We start from the raw sequence: 21653 nt of genomic DNA on the forward strand, positions 1-21653 counted from the left end.
TATTGGCGAGAAAATAATTCTTTGGGAAAATGGGAGGATTATTTTCCAATAGTCATGCTGAGTGAAACAGTGTCTGATTTAGAAGCCAGTGAGTTAGTAAAATCGGTTGCTAGCAAAAGGACTGCTGTTTTCAGAATTGTGGATACATCAGTAGATGAACAAAAAGCCGAAATTTTAAAAAATGAAGGGTTTCAAGAATGGATTACTAAAAATGAATCCTTTAATGAGTTACGGGAATTATTGTTTATATATAGTGCAAAACAAATTAATCAAGAGAAAGAAAATAAAGAAAACAAATCTCCATCAATTTCATCTTGGAAATTATTAAAAATTAAGTTGTCGCCAGTGGAAGAGCGAATCTTAGATGTTTTAATTGAAGCTAAAGCTGCAACAGTTTCAAGAGAAGATTTAGTAAAAATAATCTGGAGGGAGGATCCTAATAATTCTAATTTAAGTCAAGTATCTTATCGAATCAAACGAATTAAGCATAGTATAGAAGAAGTTTTTGACATTCCTGATGGTGTAGTCACTGATTGGAGGAAAGGATATCGTTTAAATGACGAGTTTTATCAAAAAATTTATGAATCTTATGAATTAGCATAAATCTTGAGAATAAACATCCAATGGGATGTTTATTTTTTTGCTGAAAAAAAGTCAACTTACCAAAAAATATTTCGTATATATATTCACTTTTTAAGAAAATCTTTTGTTTGTTTTGAACAAAACTTAATGCACCCTTTAGCAAATTGCAACAATGTAAATTGTGTTAAAACCGCTTACAATTGTCTCAACAAGTAATTCAGATATAATTATTGGATTTTGTAATGACTAGTTGCCATGGCTGAGCATTTTAAGCATTCAATTTTTTTATACAGGAACGAATATTTTTACTACGAAAAGGAGAGTTAAAAACGTGAGTAATAATGACATTCAGTATTCTGAAGAAGAAGTAGCAAAGTTTAAAGCACGTGGGTATAATGATGATTTACTACCCAAGGGTCCTGACAAGAGAAATATGGGCATCAGTAATTATTTTACTTTATGGATGGGATCAATTCACAACATTCCTAATTATACTGCAGTAGGCGGATTTATTTTTCTCGGTCTATCACCTATTAATGTGATGTTGGCGGTTGCTATTAGCGCACTTTTCGTAGCAGCTTTTATGGTTTTCAATGGAATTGCCGGATCAAAATATGGGATTCCCTTCGCAATGCATTTGCGTTCGACTTACGGTGATCTGGGCGCAAAACTACCTGGATTTCTAAGAGGGTGTGTGGCGGCAATAGCGTGGTTTGGTTTACAAACTTATACAGGTGCATTGGCGTTAGTCATTTTAATTGGCAAGTTTTGGCCAGGATTTTTAGAAATTGGTGGTTCAACTCAAATTTTAGGTATTGGGATTCCCCAATTAATTGCATTCACTTTATTTTGGGTATTAAATGTGTTGATTGGATTTGGTGGCGGAGGTATCTTAAATAAATTTACTGGTATTCTAAGCCCGATGATTTATATAGTGATTATTGGTTTAACGATTTGGGCAATCAATGCTGCAGGTGGGATGGGCCCAATTCTTTCTTACAGTATTTCTGGCGCAACGCGTAATTTGAATCCGATTTTCGCTTACTTTTTAATTATTAATTCGGTCATCGCCGTTTGGGCAGCGCCAGGATCTAGTGTTTCTGACTTTACCCAAAATGCTAAATCCACTAAAGACCAAATGGTCGGACAAACTTTGAGCTTGGTTATTGGATATGCTATTTTTGCTTTTTCAAGTGTGGTTATCTTGATTGGTGGTTCAATTCACTTTGGTATTCAAGAATGGAATGTTTTGAATATTATAGACCGGCTAGATAGTCTACCAGTTGTCATCTTTTCAATGGCTGTTTTCTTATTAACAACGATTTCGACAAATGCCACTGGTAATATTATTCCGGCAGGATATCAATTGACTGCGTTATTTCCGAAGAAAATTAACTATCGACGAGGCGTTTTAATTGCTAGTATTATTAGTTTCTTGATTATGCCTTGGCGTTTAATGGCAAACTCAGATAGTATTTTTATGTTCTTAAATTCGATTGGGGCAGTTTTAGGACCAGTTGCTGGGGTCATGATTGCCAATTACTACTTTATTCGTAAACAAAATATTGATTTAAATGAGTTGTATATGGATAATACCCGTGATAATAAAAACAATATTTATCATGGTTTGAATCGTCAGGCTTATATTGCAACAATTATTGCCTTAATTATATCTTTAAGTGGTCAATTTATTCCGGCGCTAAGAATGATTTCTGATGTTTCTTGGTTCGTTGGGTTTATTACAGCATTTCTGATTTATCTTGTGTTAAAAAAAGCATCAATCAAAAACGAAGTAACACCAACTTATGAGGAGGAAGCGTAAATGAGTCACGAATTAGTTATTAAAAATGGTTTGGTTATTTTGGAAGATGGAGAAGTGAATACAGATGTTGCCGTTGATAAAGGTAAGATTACTGCGATTGGCAATGATTTAACTGGTGAAAAAGTAATTGATGCAGCAGGTTTAATTGTTAGTCCAGGAATGGTCGATGCTCATGTGCATATTACAGATCCTGGTGGTGGCTATCGTGATAATTGGGAAGGTTATGTGACTGGAACGGCTTCATGTGCCAAAGGTGGCGTAACTTCATTCATGGAAATGCCTTTGAACCAAGTTCCTGCTACAGTGGATAAAAAATCATTAGATATTAAATATGCAGCTGGTGAAGATAAATTAAAAGTTGACGTAGCTTCTTTTGGCGGCTTGGTACCATTTAATTTAGAAGGTGGTATTCAAGAATTAAATGATGGCGGCGTAGCAGCTTACAAATGTTTCTTAGGAACTTGTGGCGACCGTACTATTGATGGCGATTTTGAAAACGTTGATGATTACTCTTTATATGAAGGCATGAAACAAATTGCGAAAACTGGAAAAGTTTTAGCAATTCATGCGGAAAATGCAGAAATTACTGACCGTTTAGGTGAAATTGCCTATGCAAATGGCGAAACAACTTTAGAAGCTTACGTAAATACACGTCCGGTTTTCACCGAAGTTGAAGCGATCGAAAAAGCAATTCTAATGGCTAAAGAAACTGGCTGTCGGATTCATATTTGTCACGTTGCTTGTCAAGAAGGTGTCGAAGCAGTTATTAAAGCCCAACAAGAAGGTGTCGATGTAACTTGTGAGACTTGTACCCATTATTTATATTTTACAACTGATGAATTAGATGCGATTGGGCCAGTCGTGAAATGTTCACCACCAATTCGTGACAAAGCACAAAAAGCAGGTTTATGGGAGCATACTTTAGGCGAAGGCATTAGTTTCGTAACCAGTGACCATTCACCATGTACACCAGATTTGAAAGATAAAGAAAATGCTTTTGAAGCTTGGGGCGGTATCTCAGGTGTACAAAATAATGTAGATGTTTTGTTTGATGAAGGTGTCCAAAAACGTGGCATGTCATTGAAACATTTTGCTGATTTAATTGCGGCAAATCCAGCAGACCGCTACAACTTAGACCAAAAAGGTCGGATTACAATTGGAAAAGACGCTGACTTTGTTTTAATCAAACCAAATGCGCCATACACTTTAAAAGCTGAAGATTTAGAATACAAAAATCAAATCAGTCCTTATATTGGCCGTGAAATTGGTGCTCAAGTAGCTCAAACAATTTTACGCGGGCAAACAATTTATAGTCAAGCAGAGGGTGTAACAAGCGAATTTCCTGGAACATTTATCAAAAAATAAGCACGTGGCTAGAGCCAAAATAAGGGAACTTATTTTTGTTCTAGCCTTTTTAAAAGAAAAAAATCTTCAATTTACATAACGTAGCAATAGAATACGAAGAATCAGATGAATTTTGTCTTGCAAAATTGACTTGATATGAAAAGGAGTAGAGTGATGGAAACAAACGAAAATACTACCCAGTTTCCCTATTGGAAAAAAATTATTTTTATTCTAACTGCGGGATGGATTGTCATCTGGATTTACCGAACAGTATTGACCCCAATCTATCCAATTATCAGTGATTTTTTTGGTGGTGCGACTGATGCACAATTAGGAAATATTTCTAGTTTTTATTTTTTAGGTTATGTAATTATGCAAATTCCCTCGGGTTTATTGGTGGATCGTTTCGGAAAGAAAACTATCTTAATTCCCGGTTTCTTAATGTTTGGGGTAGGAACTTTGCTGGTTGCGACTGCACCAACTTTGAGTTTCCTGTTTGCTGGTAGTGTCTTAGCAGGTCTCGGTTGTGGAACTTTCTACGGAGTGGCTTACTCACTGACGACCGAATATGTACCTGCCGGGAAAAGAAGCTTAGCAACAGCAATTGTAAATAGCGGGACTGCGATTGGTAGTGGCTTAGGTTTGGTTTCTTCTAGCTATCTAGTAGGTGAAGGGATTTTACCTTGGCAAACATTGCTATTTGTCACAACTGTTTTAGTCATTTTAATGGTTTTCGTGTTTGCAAAATATATAAAAAAAGAACAACCAAAAGTCGTGACAGTTGAAAAAGTTCAACCAAAAGAAAAAGGCGGCGGTTTAAAAGCTTTATTTAAACCACAAATGATTGCCGCTTATGTGTTGTATTTCTCAACGTTATATACGTATTATTTAATTGATACTTGGTTACCTAATTTTTTGGAAACAGAAAGAGGGTTTCAAGGGACGGCAGTAGGTTTGGCTTCATCTTTAGTATTTTTTGCGGCAATTCCTGGAGCATTGTTTTTTAGTCGGATCGCCGATAAAATTCCTCATCGAAAAGTCGGGATTATCATTGCCTTAGAAATTGTTGCAGCAGGTATGTTGTTGTTTACTGTTCAAACTACGAATCAAATGTTTCTAGTCTTTGGGGTAGTTGGTTATGGCTTCTTTGGTAAATTAGCGGTTGAACCAATCATTATTTCTTGGTTAGGTCAGTTTGCACCTAAGAAAAGTATTGCAACTACCTATGGTGTATTTAACTTCTTCGGAATGTCTGCTTCAGTGATTGTTCCTTCGCTGACAGGTTTAATTTCTGATGCTATGGGTTCCAAAGTTTATGCGTTTTATTTAGCGATTGGAATTATTTTAATCGGTACTACTGTATTCTTTGTGATTAACAAGGTAACTTCTGCGAAAGAATATGCGTCAAAGTTAAAAAGTGAATCAACTCTCTCATAGAAAAAAAGCCGTTGGAATTTTCCAGCGGCTTTTTATATGGCATTGATGATTTGTTGATAAATCTCAAGGTTTCTTTTGGTTACACTGCGATCAAAGTCATGCTCATTTGCTTCAATCGTTATCAATTGATTATTCAAAATTTGTTGACTGGCTTCAACCGAAGACTGATAAGGAACATCAGGATCTTCTGAACAATGAACTAAAATTGTTTTTGGAAATCTTTCCAAGTCCGTTTTTGTTAATGAAAACTGATTTGCTTCTTGGTGATTATTAAGCAACATAGTCTGCCAAGTACCAAATTGGCGAGCTGATAGATAGATAGGAAAACGTTTATCCATTTGGCCAGAAGTTAAAGGTTGTTTTTCTAAGAGATTTTCTACATCTAAAGGTAAAACTCGCGGATATTTATTATAAAAAGCATTAGGATAGTGAAATTCTTGCCAGTCCAAACGATTGTAGCCATAAAAACTGATAAAGGCTTTTGGTTGTTCACCCGATTTTAAAAGAAGTGATGCAAGATAAGCGCCAGCAGATCTTCCTAGCAAAATATAATCGTTTCCTAGTTTTAAGGTTTGAATTGTCTCCTTTAAAGTACGAAATATTTGATCTAACTTTGTTTCCGGTGCTAATAGGTAATCAATAGTAATAAAGGAATGGCCAGCTTCAAGGAATAAATCAATGTAAGCTTTTGGTAAATCTTCTCGTTCACCAAACACCAAACCACCACCATGAAGATAAACAATTGGTTCTTTGATGGGTTTCTTTGCTTCGTAGATGGTACCTTTTATCAGTAAGTGATCAAAACTATTTAAAGTGATTGTTTTCGGCATAAGTTTCCTCCTTAGTGATTTTATTTTATAGTAATTGAATTATCTCAAGACATTATGTCATTTACGCACAAAATATGCACGGGTTTTGTCTAAAGTCACCAATGATTGCAAGTTGGCAATCGCTTACAATAAAGATGTAAAATTAGACAGGAGGATTTTAAACATGAACTTAGCTGACGTATTGAAAAAAAGAATTGATGATTTATCTTCGATTGGGAATGATCCAACTGGTGGTATGACTAGACTTTTATACACAGATAGTTGGTTACAAGCGCAAAAATACGTTGAACAACAAGCCAAAGATTTTGATTTAAAGACACATTTTGATGAAGTTGGGAATTTATTCGGTCGCGTAGAAGGATCAGAACTACCCGCTGAAACAATTATGTCAGGTTCTCATATTGATACAGTTGTTAATGGTGGGAATTTAGATGGACAATATGGTGTGATTGCAGCAATGACCGCGATTGAATATTTGTTAGCTGAACACGGACAACCAAAACGTAGTTTGGAATTTATTTCAATGGCGGAAGAAGAAGGTAGTCGTTTTCCAACCGTCTTTTGGGGGAGTAAAAATTTCGTAGGTGAAGCAGATGTGGATGCAGTAAAAGATATCGCTGATTCTGAAGGCGCAAAATTTGTTGATGAAATGCACCGTCAAGGTTTTGACTTTAAAAAAGAACAAACGCGTCGGGACGATATTAAAGCCTTTGTAGAAATTCATATTGAACAAGGAAATGTTTTAGAAAACCAAAAATTACAAGTAGGTGTGGTCAATAATATTGCTGGACAACGCCGTTACAATATTAATTTAAAAGGTGAGGCCAATCATGCTGGAACAACACCGATGAGCTATCGCCATGATACCGTTTATGCTTTTTCTAAAATTTGTTCAGAAGCGATTGATCGGGCGAATGAAGTGGGTGATCCACTAGTATTGACTTTTGGTAAAGTAATTCCAAAACCAAATACAGTCAATGTTGTCCCAGGGGAAGTAGATTTCACAATGGATTGTCGTCATACAGATGCCGAATTCTTAAAAAAATTCACTGGTGAATTAGAAGAACGAATGACTGAAATTGCTAAGAGCATGGGCATCGAAATTACTATTGATCGTTGGATGGATGAAGCACCAGTACCAATGAATACAGCGATTGTAGAAACGATTGAGAAAAAAGCTGATGAAGGCAATTATAAATATCGCGTAATGCACAGTGGCGCTGGTCACGATTCGCAAGTGATTGCGCCACATTATCCAACAGCAATGATTTTCGTACCAAGCATTAATGGTATTAGTCACAATCCGGCTGAAAAAACAGAATTTCCAGATTTATTAGAAGGCGTAAAACTATTAGCTGATACATTATACGAATTGGCTTACAAATAAAAAAGAAGAGGCGATTAATCAATGGGTTACAAAAACGAACGAATGGGCTATCAAAAAGACTTATTAAGCTCACGAGCTGTCATTAAAAAAAATAATTATGCGTTAATTCCACATGATGGATTAGTCAATAATGTTCTTCCAGGCTTTGAAAATTGTGACATGTCTATTTTGGGATCACCAAAATTAGGTGCCGGTTTTGTTGATTACATCATCACTTTCCAAAAAGATGGAAAAAACTTAGCTGGTGTTGGTGGCGATGGTATCCAAACGTTAGCTTATGTCATTGAAGGGGCATTGAAAGTTTCTGATGGAGAAAAAGAATATGAATTGACTGCTGGTGGTTATGCTTATTTTACATCCGACCAAAAAATGTATCTAGAAAACAACCAAGAGACTGCAACAGAAGTATTTTTATATAAAAAACGTTATGAAGCTATTGATGGTTACGCAGCACATACAGTTGTTGGTAATACAAAAGACATTACACCAATTGAGTACGAAGGAATGAAAGATGTTTTGCTGTGGGATTTATTACCAAAAGATTTAGGCTTTGACATGAATATGCACATTCTTTCTTTTGAACCTGGTGCTAGCCATGCGTATATTGAAACTCATTATCAAGAACACGGGGCCTATCTGATTAGTGGACAAGGCATGTATAACTTAGATAATAATTGGTACCCAGTTGAAAAAGGCGATTATATTTTTATGAGTGCATATGTACAACAAGCAGCTTATGCAGTGGGACGTAAAGATCCTTTAGCATATGTATATTCAAAAGATTGCAATCGTGAACCTAGAATTTAAGGATGAAAATGATGGAAGAAACTATAAAATTAAAAACTCCAGAATTATTTGTATTAATTGAAAGAAAATTTAAACAAGCTGGTTTACCAGATGAACAAGCTAAAGAAGCAGCGAACCAGTTAGTTTTTGCCGATGCCTGTGGGATTCATTCCCACGGGGTCGTGCGATTAGATTATTATGCTGAACAAATTGCCAAAGGCGGAATTACGTTACATCCCGAAACAAAATTTGAACAGACCGGCCCATCCACAGCAATTTTTCATGGCGACAATGGCATGGGACAATTTATTTGTCGGCAAGCTTTAGAACATGGTTTTAAAATGGTTGCTGAATCTGGATTAGCTTTAGTCGGCGTTTCAAAAATGAGTCATAGCGGTGCTTTAGGATATTACTTGAAAAAAGCTGCCGAAAAAGGCTACATTGCTTTATCTATGTGCCAATCAGATCCAATGGTAGTTCCTTTTGGTGGGAGCGAAATTTATTTTGGCACCAACCCAATTGGTATTGGCGCACCTTGTGCTGATCGGCCACCAGTCGTTTTTGATATGGCAACTTCCGTTCAAGCTTGGGGGAAAATTTTAGACGCTCGTTCTAAAAAGCAAAAAATTCCAACTACTTGGGCAGTCGATAAAGATGGTAAACCAACAGATGATCCAATGAAAGTTCAAGGTCTATTACCAATCGCTGGTCCTAAAGGTTACGGCTTGATGATGATGGTGGATATTTTGGCAGGTGTATTGTTAGGATTGCCTTTTGGAAAACATGTGTCATCGATGTACGATGATTTAACGACTGGCAGAAATCTGGGACAAATTTTCCTATTAATCGATCCTAAAAGATTTACTGATCCACATGAATTCAAAATAAAAATCAAACAAATGGTCGATGAATTACACGAAAATAAACCGGCTGATGGTTTTGATCAAGTGTATTACCCAGGCGAATTAAGTCAAATAAAATATGAAACAAGTATTGAAGGCGGTATCGAAATTCCAACTTCAATTTATGAATATTTACAAAGTGAAACTGTCCATTTCAATCAATACAATGGAAAAGATGCTTTTGCGGAATAAAATTTGAAAGAGAGTGATTAATCACATGCTCCATACAATTATTGAAAAAAATAGCTACCAAGATTCCATCGTATTAATGCTATTAACCAATCATTTAGAAGCCATTGACGGTGTTAACAGTGTCTCAGTAATGATGGGTACACCTGCTAATAAAGATATTTTTAAAACAGCGGGACTTTATACTGATGAAGTTGAAACAGCAACACCAAATGACATGGTAGTTGTTGTTGATTTAGAAGATGCCTCAAAAATTGATGAATTATTAGAAACAGCTAAAGACTATCTTGAGGAACAAGGGAAAAAATCTCAAAACGATACCTCTGAAGAACATGTAAAAACGTGGGACAAAGCATTAGAAGTTGGAGCGGATACATCAGTTGCCATCATTTCTGTTCCAGGTGTTCATGCAGCTGGTGAAATTAAAAAAGCATTAGAAGCTGACAAACATGTATTTTGTTTCAGTGATAATGTGGCGATTGAAGATGAAAAAAGACTAAAAGACCTAGCTCATGAAAAAGGATTACTATTGATGGGACCTGACTGTGGTACAGGGATTATCAACGGTATTCCGATTGCTTTTGCCAATGTTATTCGTAAGGGAAATATTGGTGTAGTTGGTGCGTCAGGTACTGGAATTCAAGAAGTAACGACAATTATTCATAAATTAGGTGCTGGTGTGACACAAGCCATCGGTACTGGCGGTCGTGACTTAAAATCAGCAATTGATGGTGTTACCTTTAAAGATAGCGTGGCATTGATGGAAAAAGATCCTGATGTAAAAGTAATTGTCGCCATTTCCAAACCACCAGCAAAAGAAGTGCGAGATGATGTTTTAGATTTATTACGGGCAACATCAAAACCAGTTGTTGCAATTTTCTTAGGTGAAAAACCGGAAGCTCATGAAGAAGGTTTGTATCGTGCCCATACCTTAGAAGAAACGGCAGAACTCGCTGTTGAATTATTAAAGGGGAACGAAATTCCAACTTATGAAAAAACAGTGGATGTACCAGAAATTAAATTAACTGATCAACAAAAATATATTAAAGGCTATTATTCTGGTGGTACTTTAGCTTATGAAGCAGCTATGTTAATCAATGAAAGCTTAGAATTAGGCGCTGAAAGTGGTGCTGAAGGTTTTATCATGAAAAAAGATGGCTATGAAGTCATTGATTTAGGTGATGATATCTATACACAAGGTCGTCCTCATCCAATGATTGATGCTACAAAACGCAAAGAATTAATGGTTGAAGCCGGTCAAGATGCTGAAACAGCAGCAATCTTATTAGATATTGTTTTAGGCTACGGATCTCATGATGATATGGCTTCAGAATTAGCGCCAGGAATTAAAAAAGTTTTGGCTGATGCGAAAGCGGACAATCGTGAAATCGCAGTGATTGGCACGATTGTTGGAACTAATGAAGATCCTCAAGATATTGAAAAACAAAAAGAAATTTTAACAGAAGCTGGAGCAATCATTTGTGATAGTAATGCCCAAGCTGTACGGACAGCCTTAGCATTAGTTGGCAAACCTGTTTCTGAAGAAGTGAAACCAGTTAAAGCCAAAGCTGATACAGCAAGAACAGTACCAGAAATTCCAAAACAACTAAGAGATTTATTGTCAGCTAGACAGTTCTTAAATATTGGTTTGGCAAGCTTTACTAAAGCAATTATGACTCATGGTGGAAAAGCAGTTCAATTTGACTGGCGTCCAGTTGCGGGTGGTAATCCTGAATTGCAAAAGGCATTAGACTTTTTACAAAAAGTTTCATTGAAAGTTGAGGTATAAAAATGGTTTACAAAAATATTGATGAAGCAAATCAAGCAGTTGTTACAAAAATTATCGCAGGAGCACCTTTTTTATTAGATGTTGTACCTGCTAAAAGTGTCATCGATGAATTTAACCATGGCAAAGTTTTATTACATGCTGGACCACCGATTACTTACGATAAAATGGTTGATCCAATTCAAGGTGCTTGTGTTGGAGCGGTTTTATTTGAAGGCTGGGTAGACAATGAAGAAGATGCCCGCAAATTAATGGAAAGCGGCGAAGTGAAATTAATTCCTTGTCATCATGTGGATGCTGTTGGACCAATGGGGGGAATTACTTCAGCAAACATGGCAGTTTTAGTAGTAGAAAATAAAACTGACGGTAATCGCGCCTACTGTACAATGAACGAAGGAATTGGTGCCGTTCTACGTTTTGGCGCTTATTCTAAAGAAGTTATCGATCGTTTGACTTGGATGAAAGATGTCTTGGCGCCAACTTTAAGTAAAGCATTAAAAGTTCGTGAACCATTAAATGTTAATGTTCTTGTCGCAAAAGCGATTGCTATGGGAGATGAATTTCATCAAAGAAACATTGCTGCTTCATTGGCTTTCTTAAAAGAAGTTGCTCCAAGTATTGTTTCTCTAACAAATGTTGATCAAAAAGAAAAAGAAGAAGTTATTCAGTTCTTAGCAGATACCGATCAATTTTTCTTGAATATAATGATGGCTTCCGCAAAATCTGTGATGGATGGCGCTCGAATGATCCAAGAAGGAACAGTCGTTACTGCAATGTGTCGAAATGGATATGAATTTGGTATTCGAATTGCCGGCATGGGAGACGAATGGTTTACTGGACCGGTGAATACGCCGCAAGGATTATATTTCTCTGGTTTTTCAGAAGCAGATGCAGCGCCTGATATGGGCGATAGCGCCATTACCGAAACTTTTGGTGTCGGTGGTATGGCGATGATTGCAGCACCAGCTGTGACGCGTTTTGTTGGCTCAGGTGGATTTGAAGATGCATTGAAAACTAGTGAAGAAATGACTGAAATTACTTTAGATCATAATCCTAACTTTGCAATCCCAACATGGGATTTTCAAGGAATTACTATCGGAATTGATGCTAGAAAAGTTGTTGAAACTGGAATTTTACCAGTGATTAATACTGGGATTGCCAATAAAAAAGCTGGAAAAGGACAAATTGGTGCCGGAACAGTAACACCGCCAATTGATTGTTTTGAAAAAGCAGTCTTGGCTTATGCAAAAAAATTAGGATTTGAGGCTTAAAAAATGAAACGGATAGCTGCAACCAGTGACCAAAGTTTTCCAAGGAAAGCAACAGACTGGGTAGTTCATAGTACTTTTGATAAAACTTTTAATTTAACGGATTTAAAGCAGCCAAAAATGTTGGCTTTAATGGCAACTGGTGAAAAAATTGTGCCTGGTGGTATCTATTTATCGCAAAAAGATTTCCGCGAAATTCGACAAGCTTTGCCAAAAGTTGAATCCATTAAAAGTACAGAAAATCAATTATTTATTGAAACAGTCGGTGCCGATTGGGAAATTGCTATTTCTCCGAGTGAACAAACCATCTTATCGGTGAAGGGAATAAAATCTGTGCAAGCTGAAAAATTGCTGGCAGCAGGTCAAAAAATTTCTGCAGTAACTGGCTTCAGTTATCCTTTAGCTTCATTTGGCGATCCACAAAACAATCCATATTTTCAAATGATGCGAGAATTTAATCAAGGAAATGAGCTTCAAAAAGTTGTAGATTATTTAATCGGTAGAGGTCGTGGACTAACACCGGCAGGCGATGATTTTTTATTGGGCTGGCTTTTTGTTGATTGGTTGAATAATCAATCAACTACCTTGACTAAAGCAGTTTATAACAGAGTAGAAAATAATCAATTTACCACAGATGTGAGCCGCAATTTTTTAACTAGAGCAATTAATGGTGAATTTAGTCAACCTTTGTTGGCGGTCGCTGATTTTTTAACAGAAACGGAAAATACATATGATCTTGCAGAACTTATTCAAGCGGTCGTCGACTATGGCAGCACGTCTGGTCTCGATACTTTAGCAGGAATATTATCAGGATTATTACTAATAAGAGGAGTGAAATAATGGCAAAAAGAGTCGTAATGGCAATTGGCGGAAATGCAATTTTACAGCCAGGTCAAACCCCAACTTTCGATAATCAATTAAAAAATACTCAAACTTGTGCCAATCAAATTGCACGAGTAGAATCTTTAGACTATGAAGTAGTTTTAACTCATGGAAATGGTCCACAAGTAGGAAATATCTTACGTCAAAATGAATTGGCTGAAGAAGTTGTCCCAGCAGCACCATTAGATGCTTGTAATGCTGAATCACAAGGATTTATCGGTTACATGCTAGAACAAAGCATTAAAAATGCTTTAGAACAAAAACATTCCACAGCTAATGTGGTGACTTTGTTGACACAAACAGAAGTTGATAAAAATGATGCAGCTTTTAAAGCACCAGATAAACCAATTGGTATTTTTTATTCTGAAGAAGATGCTAAAAAAATGACTGAAACAAAAGGCTGGGAAATGGTGGAAGATGCTGGCCGTGGTTATCGTCGAGTTGTACCTTCACCTTATCCACAATCAATTCATGGTGTAGAATCGATTACTCATTTGTTAAATCAAAATATCATCGTGATTGCTGGCGGTGGTGGGGGCATTCCTGTTCACCGAAATAATGCTGGCTTATTAGAGGGCATTGAAGCGGTTATTGATAAAGATCGTACTGGTAAAAAATTAGCGGAGCAGTTAGATGCGGATATCTTTATGATGTTAACTGACGTAAGCAACGTGTATATCAATTATGGTAAAGAAAATCAGCAAAAATTAACGGATATCAGTGTTTCAGAGGTTGAAAAACACATCGCTGATGGACAATTCGCCGCTGGTAGTATGGGGCCGAAAATTGAAGCTGCTGTAGATTTTGCTAAATCTGGACGAACAGCGATTATTTGTGCTTTAGATGAAGCTGATTTAGCGTTGCAAGGGAAAGCTGGAACAAGAATTTCTCTAGCAGCTGTTCCACAAGGCGCAGTTAGTTAATAAAAAGGAGTGCTGAAATTCAGCACTCCTTTTTTTAGTTCTCAGATAACTCTAAAGCAACTCGTAAAATAAGATTGCTTTCAGGATCGGTAATTGATAAATCTAATAATTCTTCACATTGATTGATGCGATATTTAATCGTATTACGGTGTAGAAACAAGACTTTGGCGGTTTTAGTGATTTCGCAGTTGAAATCCAAAAAGGTTTTTAAGGTTTTACGCAATTCTTGGAAAGTTGGTTCGACTGGATAAGCCAATTCTTTCAGATTTTTTTCACAGAAGTAATGAACATCCTTATCACCAATTTTTTTCAATAATCCTGCTAAGCCTTTTGGTTGAAAGTGCTGAACCAAAGGTGCATCGACTAACTGGTCACAGTTTTCCAAAGTTTGGGATGCTTCGATATAGGAATTGGTCAGCTCATCTAAAGTCTGGTAAGCATTTCCTAAAGCAAATTTAATTTGAATAGGTAAAAGTGTGTGTAATTCTTGTGAGAGATCCTCTAAGACTTGCGTGATGCCTTCATGTTCATTTTGAAAAATCAAGACACTTTCGTTACGGTTTTTTAATTTGAAAAGTGCGACATCCCGCATTTTTAGGGGAAGATTTTCTTTTAACCAATTTAAAATGATTTGAGCTTCTTCTTGTTGATAACGTTCACGAGTTTGAGTTGTTTGGTCAGTTGTAAAATAAACGATGGCAATCTGATAGTAATTATTGCCCACTAATCCATAGTTCTTACCTAAATCCAACCAGTTTTGTTGTTCGGTAGAGGTTCGTTGATAAGCATCCAACATTTGATTAAGAAAGTCGGTCTTGAGATTATCATAAGACTCCTCAACTTTTTGATTTTTATAGAGAATAAAAGTTAAGACTAACAAGGCTTGTTCTATAGCAAATTCAGAGATTGGATAGGGCATTTTTTCTGGCTCAAGAATGATTAAATAATAAGGAAAATAATTGTTAACATGAATCGGCATAGCCGAGATTTGCAACGGTTTGCCGTCAATGTCCTGAATGACTAGCGCCTGTTCTTCTTGATCAATTCGCTTGAAATTTTTTTGTGATAATTGGTCGACATAAAAGGATGCTGGTTTTTGTGTGCCGGAAAAATGTTTAGAATGAGCAATTACTTTGTGCCAAGGGTTCAGTAAAATAATGGGTGTATTTAAAATTTTACCGAACTCAGCGATAAAACGAGCATTATTAACATCATGGGTCAATAAGTAAGAAAATCTTTTTTGAACATCAAAGGCGAAGGCCATCTGCTGAGTTTTTGAATCCCATAAATAACTCAGCATTTGGTGAAGTAAGCCACCTAAAGGCTGTGTACTAGGAATCTTAATCAAAGGTAAATTGACTTCAGAAGCATAGGCAATAACTTCAGGATGAATTTCCTCAATAAAGCGACCGACTTTAATTCCTAAAGCAACACATTTAATTGGAATTAAAGAGTCGATTAATTTTTTTATTTTTAACTGATCATCACGATAGATCATGGCAGTTGTTAAAACAATGGCATTTTCAGGAATAAAATTGGCAACGTCTGGTGTTTCCGTAATTTCAACAGTTTCCAATGGACGATTCAAATCTTTATGGGTGGATAAAACTTCTAAATCTGAAAATCTAGGCAAAGTTAACAGATCATTAAGCGTTTTCAAAATAATAACCTCCATTCTATCTACTATTATATAGAATAATTCATCTTGACACAAAAATTATTTATACAAAACAGATAAAAAAAGCGTTTGAATAGTGCAAAGTGACTAATGAAAGTAAAACGATTTCATTGGATAATAAAGATGAAAAAAACGAAATGAGGGATATTAATATGTATCAACAACCAGTATTTACTAAAAGAACAATCATGACGCCTGGACCGGTCGAAGCACATCCGTCAGTTTTAAGACAAATGGGACAAACAATCTTAGGTCAATTTGATCCAGAATTTTTACAAATCATGGACGAAGTCAAAGAAATGCTAAGAGTACCTTTCCAAACGAAAAATGAACAAGCTTTCGCTATCGATGGAACTTCTCGTTCTGGATTAGAAACAGGCTTGTTTGCCTTAATCGAACCAGGAGACAAAGTATTGGTTCCTTGTTATGGTCGTTTTGCTTATCTATTAGGCGAAATTTGCGAACGGGCACATGCCGATGTTGTTTACTTAGAAAAAGATTGGGAAGCGCCTTTTGCTGAAGCAGATGTGATTGCTGCAATCAAAGAACATCAACCCAAAATTGTTGCCATGGTCCATGGAGAAACAGCCAATGCCCAAATGCAACCATTAGCTGAAATCGGTCAATTTTGCCGTGAAAATGATATTTTCTTCGTTGTTGATATGGTGGCAACATTCGGTGGTACTGAAACAAAAGTTGATGAATGGCAAATTGATTTAGCTGTAGCAGGCACACAAAAATGTTTGAGTGTTCCTTCTGGTTTATCTTTAATTACTTACAATGATCGTGTACAAAAATATGTAGCTGGCCGTTACCAAAAAGAATTGGGTTTAGGTGCTGATGCTAGAAATGACCGCCATATCCAAAGTAATTATTTAGATCTATCACAATTGGAAAAATATTGGGGACCTGAACGTTTAAACCATCATACAGAAGCAACTACTATGATTTATGGTTTACATGAAGGTTTACGTTTATTGTTACAAGAAGGTATCGAAAATGCTTATGCTCGCCATCAAGAAAATAACCGAATCTTAACTGAAGGTATGCAAAAAATGGGCTTGAAAATGTTTGGGAACGAAGGAACAAAAACACCAACTGTTATCCCAGTATTAATTCCTGAAGGTATTGATGGCGAAAAAGTTCGTGCTTTATTGTTAGATCACTATAAGATTGAAATTGCTTCATCTTTTGGTGATTTAAAAGGAAAAATCTGGCGTGTTGGTAACATGGGTTATAGCAGCCGTAAAGAAAACGTATTGTCATTCTTAAGTGCTTTTGAAACAGTTTTAAAAAATCAAGGTTATCAATTTGAAGTTGGGGCTGGCAGTAGCTATGCCTTGTCAGAATACGCAAAATAAATTTTTAAAGGATTGTTTCGTAAAAAAAAATTATGAGACAGTCCTGATTTTTAGGAAATGATTTATCCAAAATGAATGGTTTAAGTGTTGGATAATAATTTTCTTGCAGTGAAATTAGGAGGAAAAAGGAAATGGAAGAAAAGGCGACAACGAGTACGACTTTTGCTTATTGGAAAAAGATTGTTATTCTATTATGTTTAGGCTGGGTCACTATTTGGATTTACCGGTCAGCATTATCACCTGTTTACCCACAAATTCGTGAATCTTTAGGTGGAAATGTTTCAGATACAGCATTAGGCTCAATCTCAAGTTTTTATTTTTTAGGCTATGTCATTATGCAAATTCCCGCTGGTTTTTTAGTTGATAAAATTGGTAAGAAAAAAGTGTTACTGCCCGGCTTTATTGTTTTTGGGTTAGCGGCGTTATTAATTTCACAAGCCAGTTCAATTGCAGTTATTTATGCAGGTAGTTTGCTTGCTGGTTTAGGTTGTGGTTCATTTTACGGATCGGCCTATTCATTGACTTCTCAAAATATTCCAAAAGACAAAAAAAGTTTTTCTACGGCAATTGTTAACAGCGGATCAGCTGTAGGGTCTGGTTTAGGTTTAATTCTTTCTAGTTATTTAGTTGCGCAAAAAGGATTGCCTTGGCAAACAATGATGTATATTACAGCCTTTATGGTAGTTTGTATGCTGGTTGCTTTTACAGTTATCGTGCGGAACCATAAAGATGATATGCGGGCTCTTCAAATCGCTGAAGAAGCTGAAGCTAAAGCAGAAAAAGTTGAAAGTGAACCAGTTACTAAACAAAAAGTTTCATTTTCAAAATTATTCTCTTTAAAAATGATTAGTGTTTATATTTTATATTTTGCAACTTGTTATGGCTATTATATGACAGTTACTTGGTTACCAAATTTCTTAGGAACTGAACGTGGTTTCCAAGGTGCAGCAATTGGTTTTTCTGCTTCATTAGTAGCGTTTGCATCTATTCCAGGAGCATTATTCTTTAGCCGTTTAGCGGATAAATTTATGCACCGTAAAGTTCAGTTTATTATCGTATTAGAAGTTTTAGCTGCTTTAATGCTGTTATTTACAGTTCAAGCAACCAATGCGACTTTCCTATTGATTGCATTAATTTTATACGGATTTTTAGGGAAACTAGCTGTTGAACCAATTATCATTGCGTGGCTTGGGGAAAATGCGCCGCAAATTGGTATCGGTACAACCTTAGGCGTATTTAATTTCTTTGGCATGATGTCTTCAGTAATTGCTCCAGCATTGACTGGTGGGATTTCTGATGTCACTGGTTCAAAAGTAATGGGCTTTTACATCGCGGTCATTTTATTAGTCGTAGGGGCTGTTGCCTTCATGCTAGTGAACATTAAAAATAAAGCAAAAGCTTAAAATCTAAGAAATATGGAGTGCTTATTTGAGAAAAATTCTCGGATAAGCATTCTTTTTTTCATTCTAAAAATGATATTGTGATATTTATCACATTTGTACAAAAAGAAAAAGAGAATTGTTTAGTAGAGCTAAAGTAATCGTTTTCTTTATTGGTTATTCTATAGTCAAGCAATCAGTAATTAAAGGAGATGGATAAAAATGTCACAAGCAAAGCTAGAGGGAAGAATTTTTAAATTAGATGAAATTGCTCAGTTTGATGAAGCGGCTGCTAAAAAGAATTTTTTCTATGAGACAGAAAGGACAGCCGGAGCCATTTGGTGTTTACATCCGGGTCAAGAATTAGTTGAACATTCCCACAAGGCAGCTGATGATTTATGGATTTGTTTAAGAGGAAAAGGCACTTTTTATCCTGGTGATGATGCTGAAGTTGAGATTTCAGCCGGAGACATGATTATTTCAAAACCAGGTGATCATCATGGGGTGAAAAATACTGGTGATGAACCTTTTATGTTTATCGGCGTTGCAGGACCAAATCCTTTAGATTTTATCCCAAATAAACCACAATAATAAAATAATTGGAGGCATAAAAATGGAAAAAGATGTATTAGTAATGATCCCAGGACCAACACCGGTGGTTCGTTCAATTCAAAATGAAATGGCTAGAGATGTCCAAGCTTTTGGTGATCCTCGCTTTGTAAAAGACTATAAAGAATTAATTGATGATTTAGGTGAATTATTTAATTGCTCTGGTCAAACATTCCCCCTAGCAGGTACAGGGACTTTAGGAATGGAAATGGCGATTGCTAATGTAACGAAACCCGGTGATAATGTTTTAGTTGTTTCCAATGGATTCTTCGGAGATCGCTTTATTGAAATTTGCCAACGTCGCCAGTTAAATGTTGATGTATTAGCAGCTGATTGGGGCACTGTGATTACACCAGAACAAATTGATGCGCAATTAGCTAAAAAAGATTACACGGCTATCACTGTTAGTCATGTGGATACGTCAACTGCTGTGGTAGCACCAATTGCTGAAATCGGAGAAGTCCTAAAAAAATATCCAGAAACAATTTATATCGTTGATGGTGTGGCTGCAACAGGTGCAGAATATGCTGATGTAGATGGCATGAATATTGATATTATGTTTACTGGTTCGCAAAAAGCTTTTGGTGTTAGTCCTGGAATGTTTGTTTTATGGGCGAGTCAAAAAGCTTTAGTTAAACGTCAATCTTTAGGAACGATTCCAGATTATTATATTGATTTTGAAAAATGGTTGCCAATCATGCAAGACCCAGGAAAATACTTCGCAACTCCTGCTGTAAATTTAGTTTGGGCAATGAAAGAAGCGACGGCGATTATCAAAGAAGAAGGTGTCTTAGCACGCAGTAAACGTCACGAACAAAATGCTGCCGCTGTTCGAGCTGCGCTGACTTCGATTGGTTGTAGAATTTTAGCTACTGAAGGTCGCCAAGCTTCTAGTTTAAGTAATGTCATCTATCCTGAAGGAATGAATGATCTTGAATTTAGAAATACAATGTATGACAATGGCGTTATTGTAGCAGGTGCATTAGGTGCTTATGCTGGTAAAGCTTTTAGATTAGGTCATATGGGAAATATTACGGAGCAAGATATGGTGAAAGTTTTAGGCGTTTTAGAAAAATCTTTCAATGCTTGCGGCTTAAAGGTTCAACCAGGAGCAGCAGTTGGAAAATATATGGCAGAAATGTCTCACGCAGTTGTAGCTGTCTAAAAAAATAATTATCAAGAGAGGTAGAAAATAATTTCTATCTCTCTTTCTTTGCATTTTTCATTGAGAACGGTATCATAAATATATTAGAAAACAAAGGAGAATTGCGATGAAAAGCTTAAACAATGTGCGGGTTGAAACAAAGTATTTAGAAAATGCTGGCTTTACTTATGGGACGGCAACGGAATTAATGGATATAAAAATTGATGATGGGAAAATTATTGCCTTTGAAAAAGCAAAGAATCAACCTATCTCTGCAGAAGACATCGATGGTAACGGGCAATTATTGTTACCGAGTATACGTGAAATGCATTGTCATTTTGATAAAAGTAAACTAGGCGTCCCTTGGGAACCCATCAAGTCAGCAAATTCAATTGTTGAACGGTTTACGCAAGAATTGATTGATTTAGAAAATTTGGAGTTGTCGTTTGCTGAACGAATGGATAATTTAATCAAATTAGAATTAGCGAACGGGGTGACTTTTTTCCGTTCTCACATTGATGTCCATCCTAAAATTGGTCAAAAATATTTACAGCAGACACTAGAATCATTGGAAAAATATCATGGTAAGTTCGGTTATGAGTTGGTAGCTTTTCCGCAACATGGTCTATTATTATCTAATGCCTATGAAGAAATGAAGACAGCTTTACAAAACGGCGCTACAATCGTCGGCGGGGTCGACCCAGCTTCATTAGATGGAAATTTTGAAAAATCATTGCACCAGACTTTTGAATTGGCAACTCGTTTTGATGTGCCAATTGATATTCATATTCATGATCGTAATCAAGCAGGATATGATACCTTTAAAGAATTGTTGCGACTAACAAAACAAAGTGGTTGGCAAAATCGTGTGACAATCTCTCATGGTTTTGGTTTGCGAGATATACCAAAAGATCAAAAAACAGCATTTTTTACTGAACTTGCACAGACAGGTATTTCTGTTTTTTCTAGTGTACCTTTAGATGGTGTCATTCCACCATTAGCAGAATTACGGCAAGCAGGGGTCAATATTGCATTAGGCTGTGATAATGTTTACGACTCATGGTCTCCTTTTGGTGATGGCAATGTTTTAGAAAAATTGAATCGCTACAATGAAATCTTTAAACAAACGAGCCAACAACAATTAAGCGATAGTTTAGAATTAGTGACTGGCAAACAAACATTTGGTGAAAATAGTTGGTTAAAAGTTGGAGCCCCAGCAGATTTCGTATTAACTGATAGTAGCTGTAGTGCTGAATTTGTCGCTAGAAAAATACCGGTTAATTTGAGCTTGTATCGTGGAAATGTTACATTTAGCAAAGAATAGTTTTGTTTCGAGGGGGAAAT

General features: G+C 36.3%; 18 protein-coding genes. 16 read left to right on the plus strand and 2 right to left on the minus strand.

The window, feature by feature from the left end; genetic code table 11:
- Nucleotides 1-69 precede the first annotated feature (69 nt).
- The 4 genes from KUA55_RS03725 to KUA55_RS03740 all read left to right on the plus strand — a co-directional run bounded on the left by KUA55_RS03725 (nucleotide 70) and on the right by KUA55_RS03740 (nucleotide 5185).
- On the plus strand, nucleotides 70-603 hold the full coding sequence (locus tag KUA55_RS03725; RefSeq protein WP_218324846.1) for a helix-turn-helix domain-containing protein: 534 nt from the start codon (nucleotides 70-72) through the stop codon (nucleotides 601-603).
- A gap of 310 nt (nucleotides 604-913) precedes the next feature.
- The gene (gene allW, locus KUA55_RS03730; RefSeq protein ID WP_218324847.1) at nucleotides 914-2404 is read left to right on the plus strand and encodes an allantoin permease; all 1491 of its coding nucleotides are present in this window, start codon (nucleotides 914-916) and stop codon (nucleotides 2402-2404) included.
- On the plus strand, nucleotides 2405-3769 hold the full coding sequence (gene allB, locus KUA55_RS03735) for an allantoinase AllB (protein WP_218324848.1): 1365 nt from the start codon (nucleotides 2405-2407) through the stop codon (nucleotides 3767-3769). It abuts the gene before it with no gap.
- A gap of 153 nt (nucleotides 3770-3922) precedes the next feature.
- Entirely contained in the window at nucleotides 3923-5185 is a 1263-nt protein-coding gene (locus KUA55_RS03740; RefSeq protein ID WP_218324849.1) for an MFS transporter, read from the plus strand.
- A gap of 32 nt (nucleotides 5186-5217) precedes the next feature.
- Here the strand turns inward: KUA55_RS03740 and KUA55_RS03745 are convergent, their stop codons facing one another.
- A complete protein-coding gene (locus tag KUA55_RS03745; protein ID WP_218324850.1) occupies nucleotides 5218-6015 on the minus strand; it encodes an alpha/beta hydrolase in 798 nt (265 codons plus the stop codon).
- Between the two features lie 163 nt (nucleotides 6016-6178).
- On the opposite strand from KUA55_RS03745, the gene allC reads away from it, so the two are divergent.
- Genes allC through arcC form a run of 7 tightly spaced genes read left to right on the plus strand, consistent with a single transcriptional unit; the run spans nucleotide 6179 to nucleotide 14138 of the window.
- Nucleotides 6179-7402 carry an allantoate deiminase gene (gene allC, locus KUA55_RS03750; RefSeq protein WP_218324851.1) on the plus strand — a complete coding sequence of 408 codons (1224 nt, stop codon included), beginning with the start codon at nucleotides 6179-6181 and terminating at the stop codon, nucleotides 7400-7402.
- Between the two features lie 21 nt (nucleotides 7403-7423).
- Nucleotides 7424-8209, plus strand: coding sequence for a (S)-ureidoglycine aminohydrolase (gene allE / locus KUA55_RS03755; protein WP_218324852.1), 786 nt, complete (start codon nucleotides 7424-7426; stop codon nucleotides 8207-8209).
- 11 nt (nucleotides 8210-8220) lie between these two features.
- Entirely contained in the window at nucleotides 8221-9282 is a 1062-nt protein-coding gene (gene allD / locus KUA55_RS03760) for an ureidoglycolate dehydrogenase (protein WP_218324853.1), read from the plus strand.
- A 25-nt stretch (nucleotides 9283-9307) separates the two neighbouring features.
- Complete coding sequence (fdrA, locus tag KUA55_RS03765; RefSeq protein ID WP_218324854.1) at nucleotides 9308-11068, plus strand: acyl-CoA synthetase FdrA; 1761 nt, start codon at nucleotides 9308-9310, stop codon at nucleotides 11066-11068.
- A 2-nt stretch (nucleotides 11069-11070) separates the two neighbouring features.
- Nucleotides 11071-12336: a YlbE family protein gene (locus KUA55_RS03770; protein WP_218324855.1), complete on the plus strand. Its 1266-nt coding sequence runs from the start codon at nucleotides 11071-11073 to the stop codon at nucleotides 12334-12336.
- A 3-nt stretch (nucleotides 12337-12339) separates the two neighbouring features.
- Nucleotides 12340-13173 (plus strand): oxamate carbamoyltransferase subunit AllH family protein, encoded by an 834-nt coding sequence (locus tag KUA55_RS03775; protein WP_218324856.1) that lies wholly within the window; start codon nucleotides 12340-12342, stop codon nucleotides 13171-13173.
- Entirely contained in the window at nucleotides 13173-14138 is a 966-nt protein-coding gene (gene arcC, locus KUA55_RS03780) for a carbamate kinase (protein ID WP_218324857.1), read from the plus strand. Before KUA55_RS03775 ends, arcC begins: the two co-directional genes overlap by 1 nt.
- A gap of 34 nt (nucleotides 14139-14172) precedes the next feature.
- Here arcC and KUA55_RS03785 read toward each other — a convergent pair whose 3' ends face one another.
- Nucleotides 14173-15798 (minus strand): PucR family transcriptional regulator, encoded by a 1626-nt coding sequence (locus KUA55_RS03785; protein ID WP_218324858.1) that lies wholly within the window; start codon nucleotides 15796-15798, stop codon nucleotides 14173-14175.
- A gap of 170 nt (nucleotides 15799-15968) precedes the next feature.
- Here KUA55_RS03785 and KUA55_RS03790 point away from each other — a divergent pair, with 170 nt between their 5' ends.
- The 5 genes from KUA55_RS03790 (at nucleotide 15969) to KUA55_RS03810 (ending at nucleotide 21633) form a co-directional block, all read left to right on the plus strand.
- Nucleotides 15969-17177, plus strand: coding sequence for a pyridoxal-phosphate-dependent aminotransferase family protein (locus tag KUA55_RS03790; RefSeq protein ID WP_218324859.1), 1209 nt, complete (start codon nucleotides 15969-15971; stop codon nucleotides 17175-17177).
- 131 nt (nucleotides 17178-17308) lie between these two features.
- Nucleotides 17309-18580, plus strand: a complete 1272-nt coding sequence (locus tag KUA55_RS03795) for an MFS transporter (RefSeq protein ID WP_218324860.1) — start codon at nucleotides 17309-17311, stop codon at nucleotides 18578-18580.
- A 198-nt stretch (nucleotides 18581-18778) separates the two neighbouring features.
- Nucleotides 18779-19147 carry a cupin domain-containing protein gene (locus KUA55_RS03800; protein ID WP_218324861.1) on the plus strand — a complete coding sequence of 123 codons (369 nt, stop codon included), beginning with the start codon at nucleotides 18779-18781 and terminating at the stop codon, nucleotides 19145-19147.
- A gap of 22 nt (nucleotides 19148-19169) precedes the next feature.
- Entirely contained in the window at nucleotides 19170-20330 is a 1161-nt protein-coding gene (locus KUA55_RS03805; protein ID WP_218324862.1) for a pyridoxal-phosphate-dependent aminotransferase family protein, read from the plus strand.
- Nucleotides 20331-20436: 106 nt separating this feature from the next.
- Nucleotides 20437-21633, plus strand: coding sequence for an amidohydrolase (locus KUA55_RS03810; protein ID WP_218324863.1), 1197 nt, complete (start codon nucleotides 20437-20439; stop codon nucleotides 21631-21633).
- Nucleotides 21634-21653 lie beyond the last annotated feature (20 nt).

Origin of the sequence: Enterococcus alishanensis, from assembly GCF_019218635.1 — a bacterium.
Lineage (GTDB): Bacteria > Bacillota > Bacilli > Lactobacillales > Enterococcaceae > Enterococcus_A > Enterococcus_A alishanensis.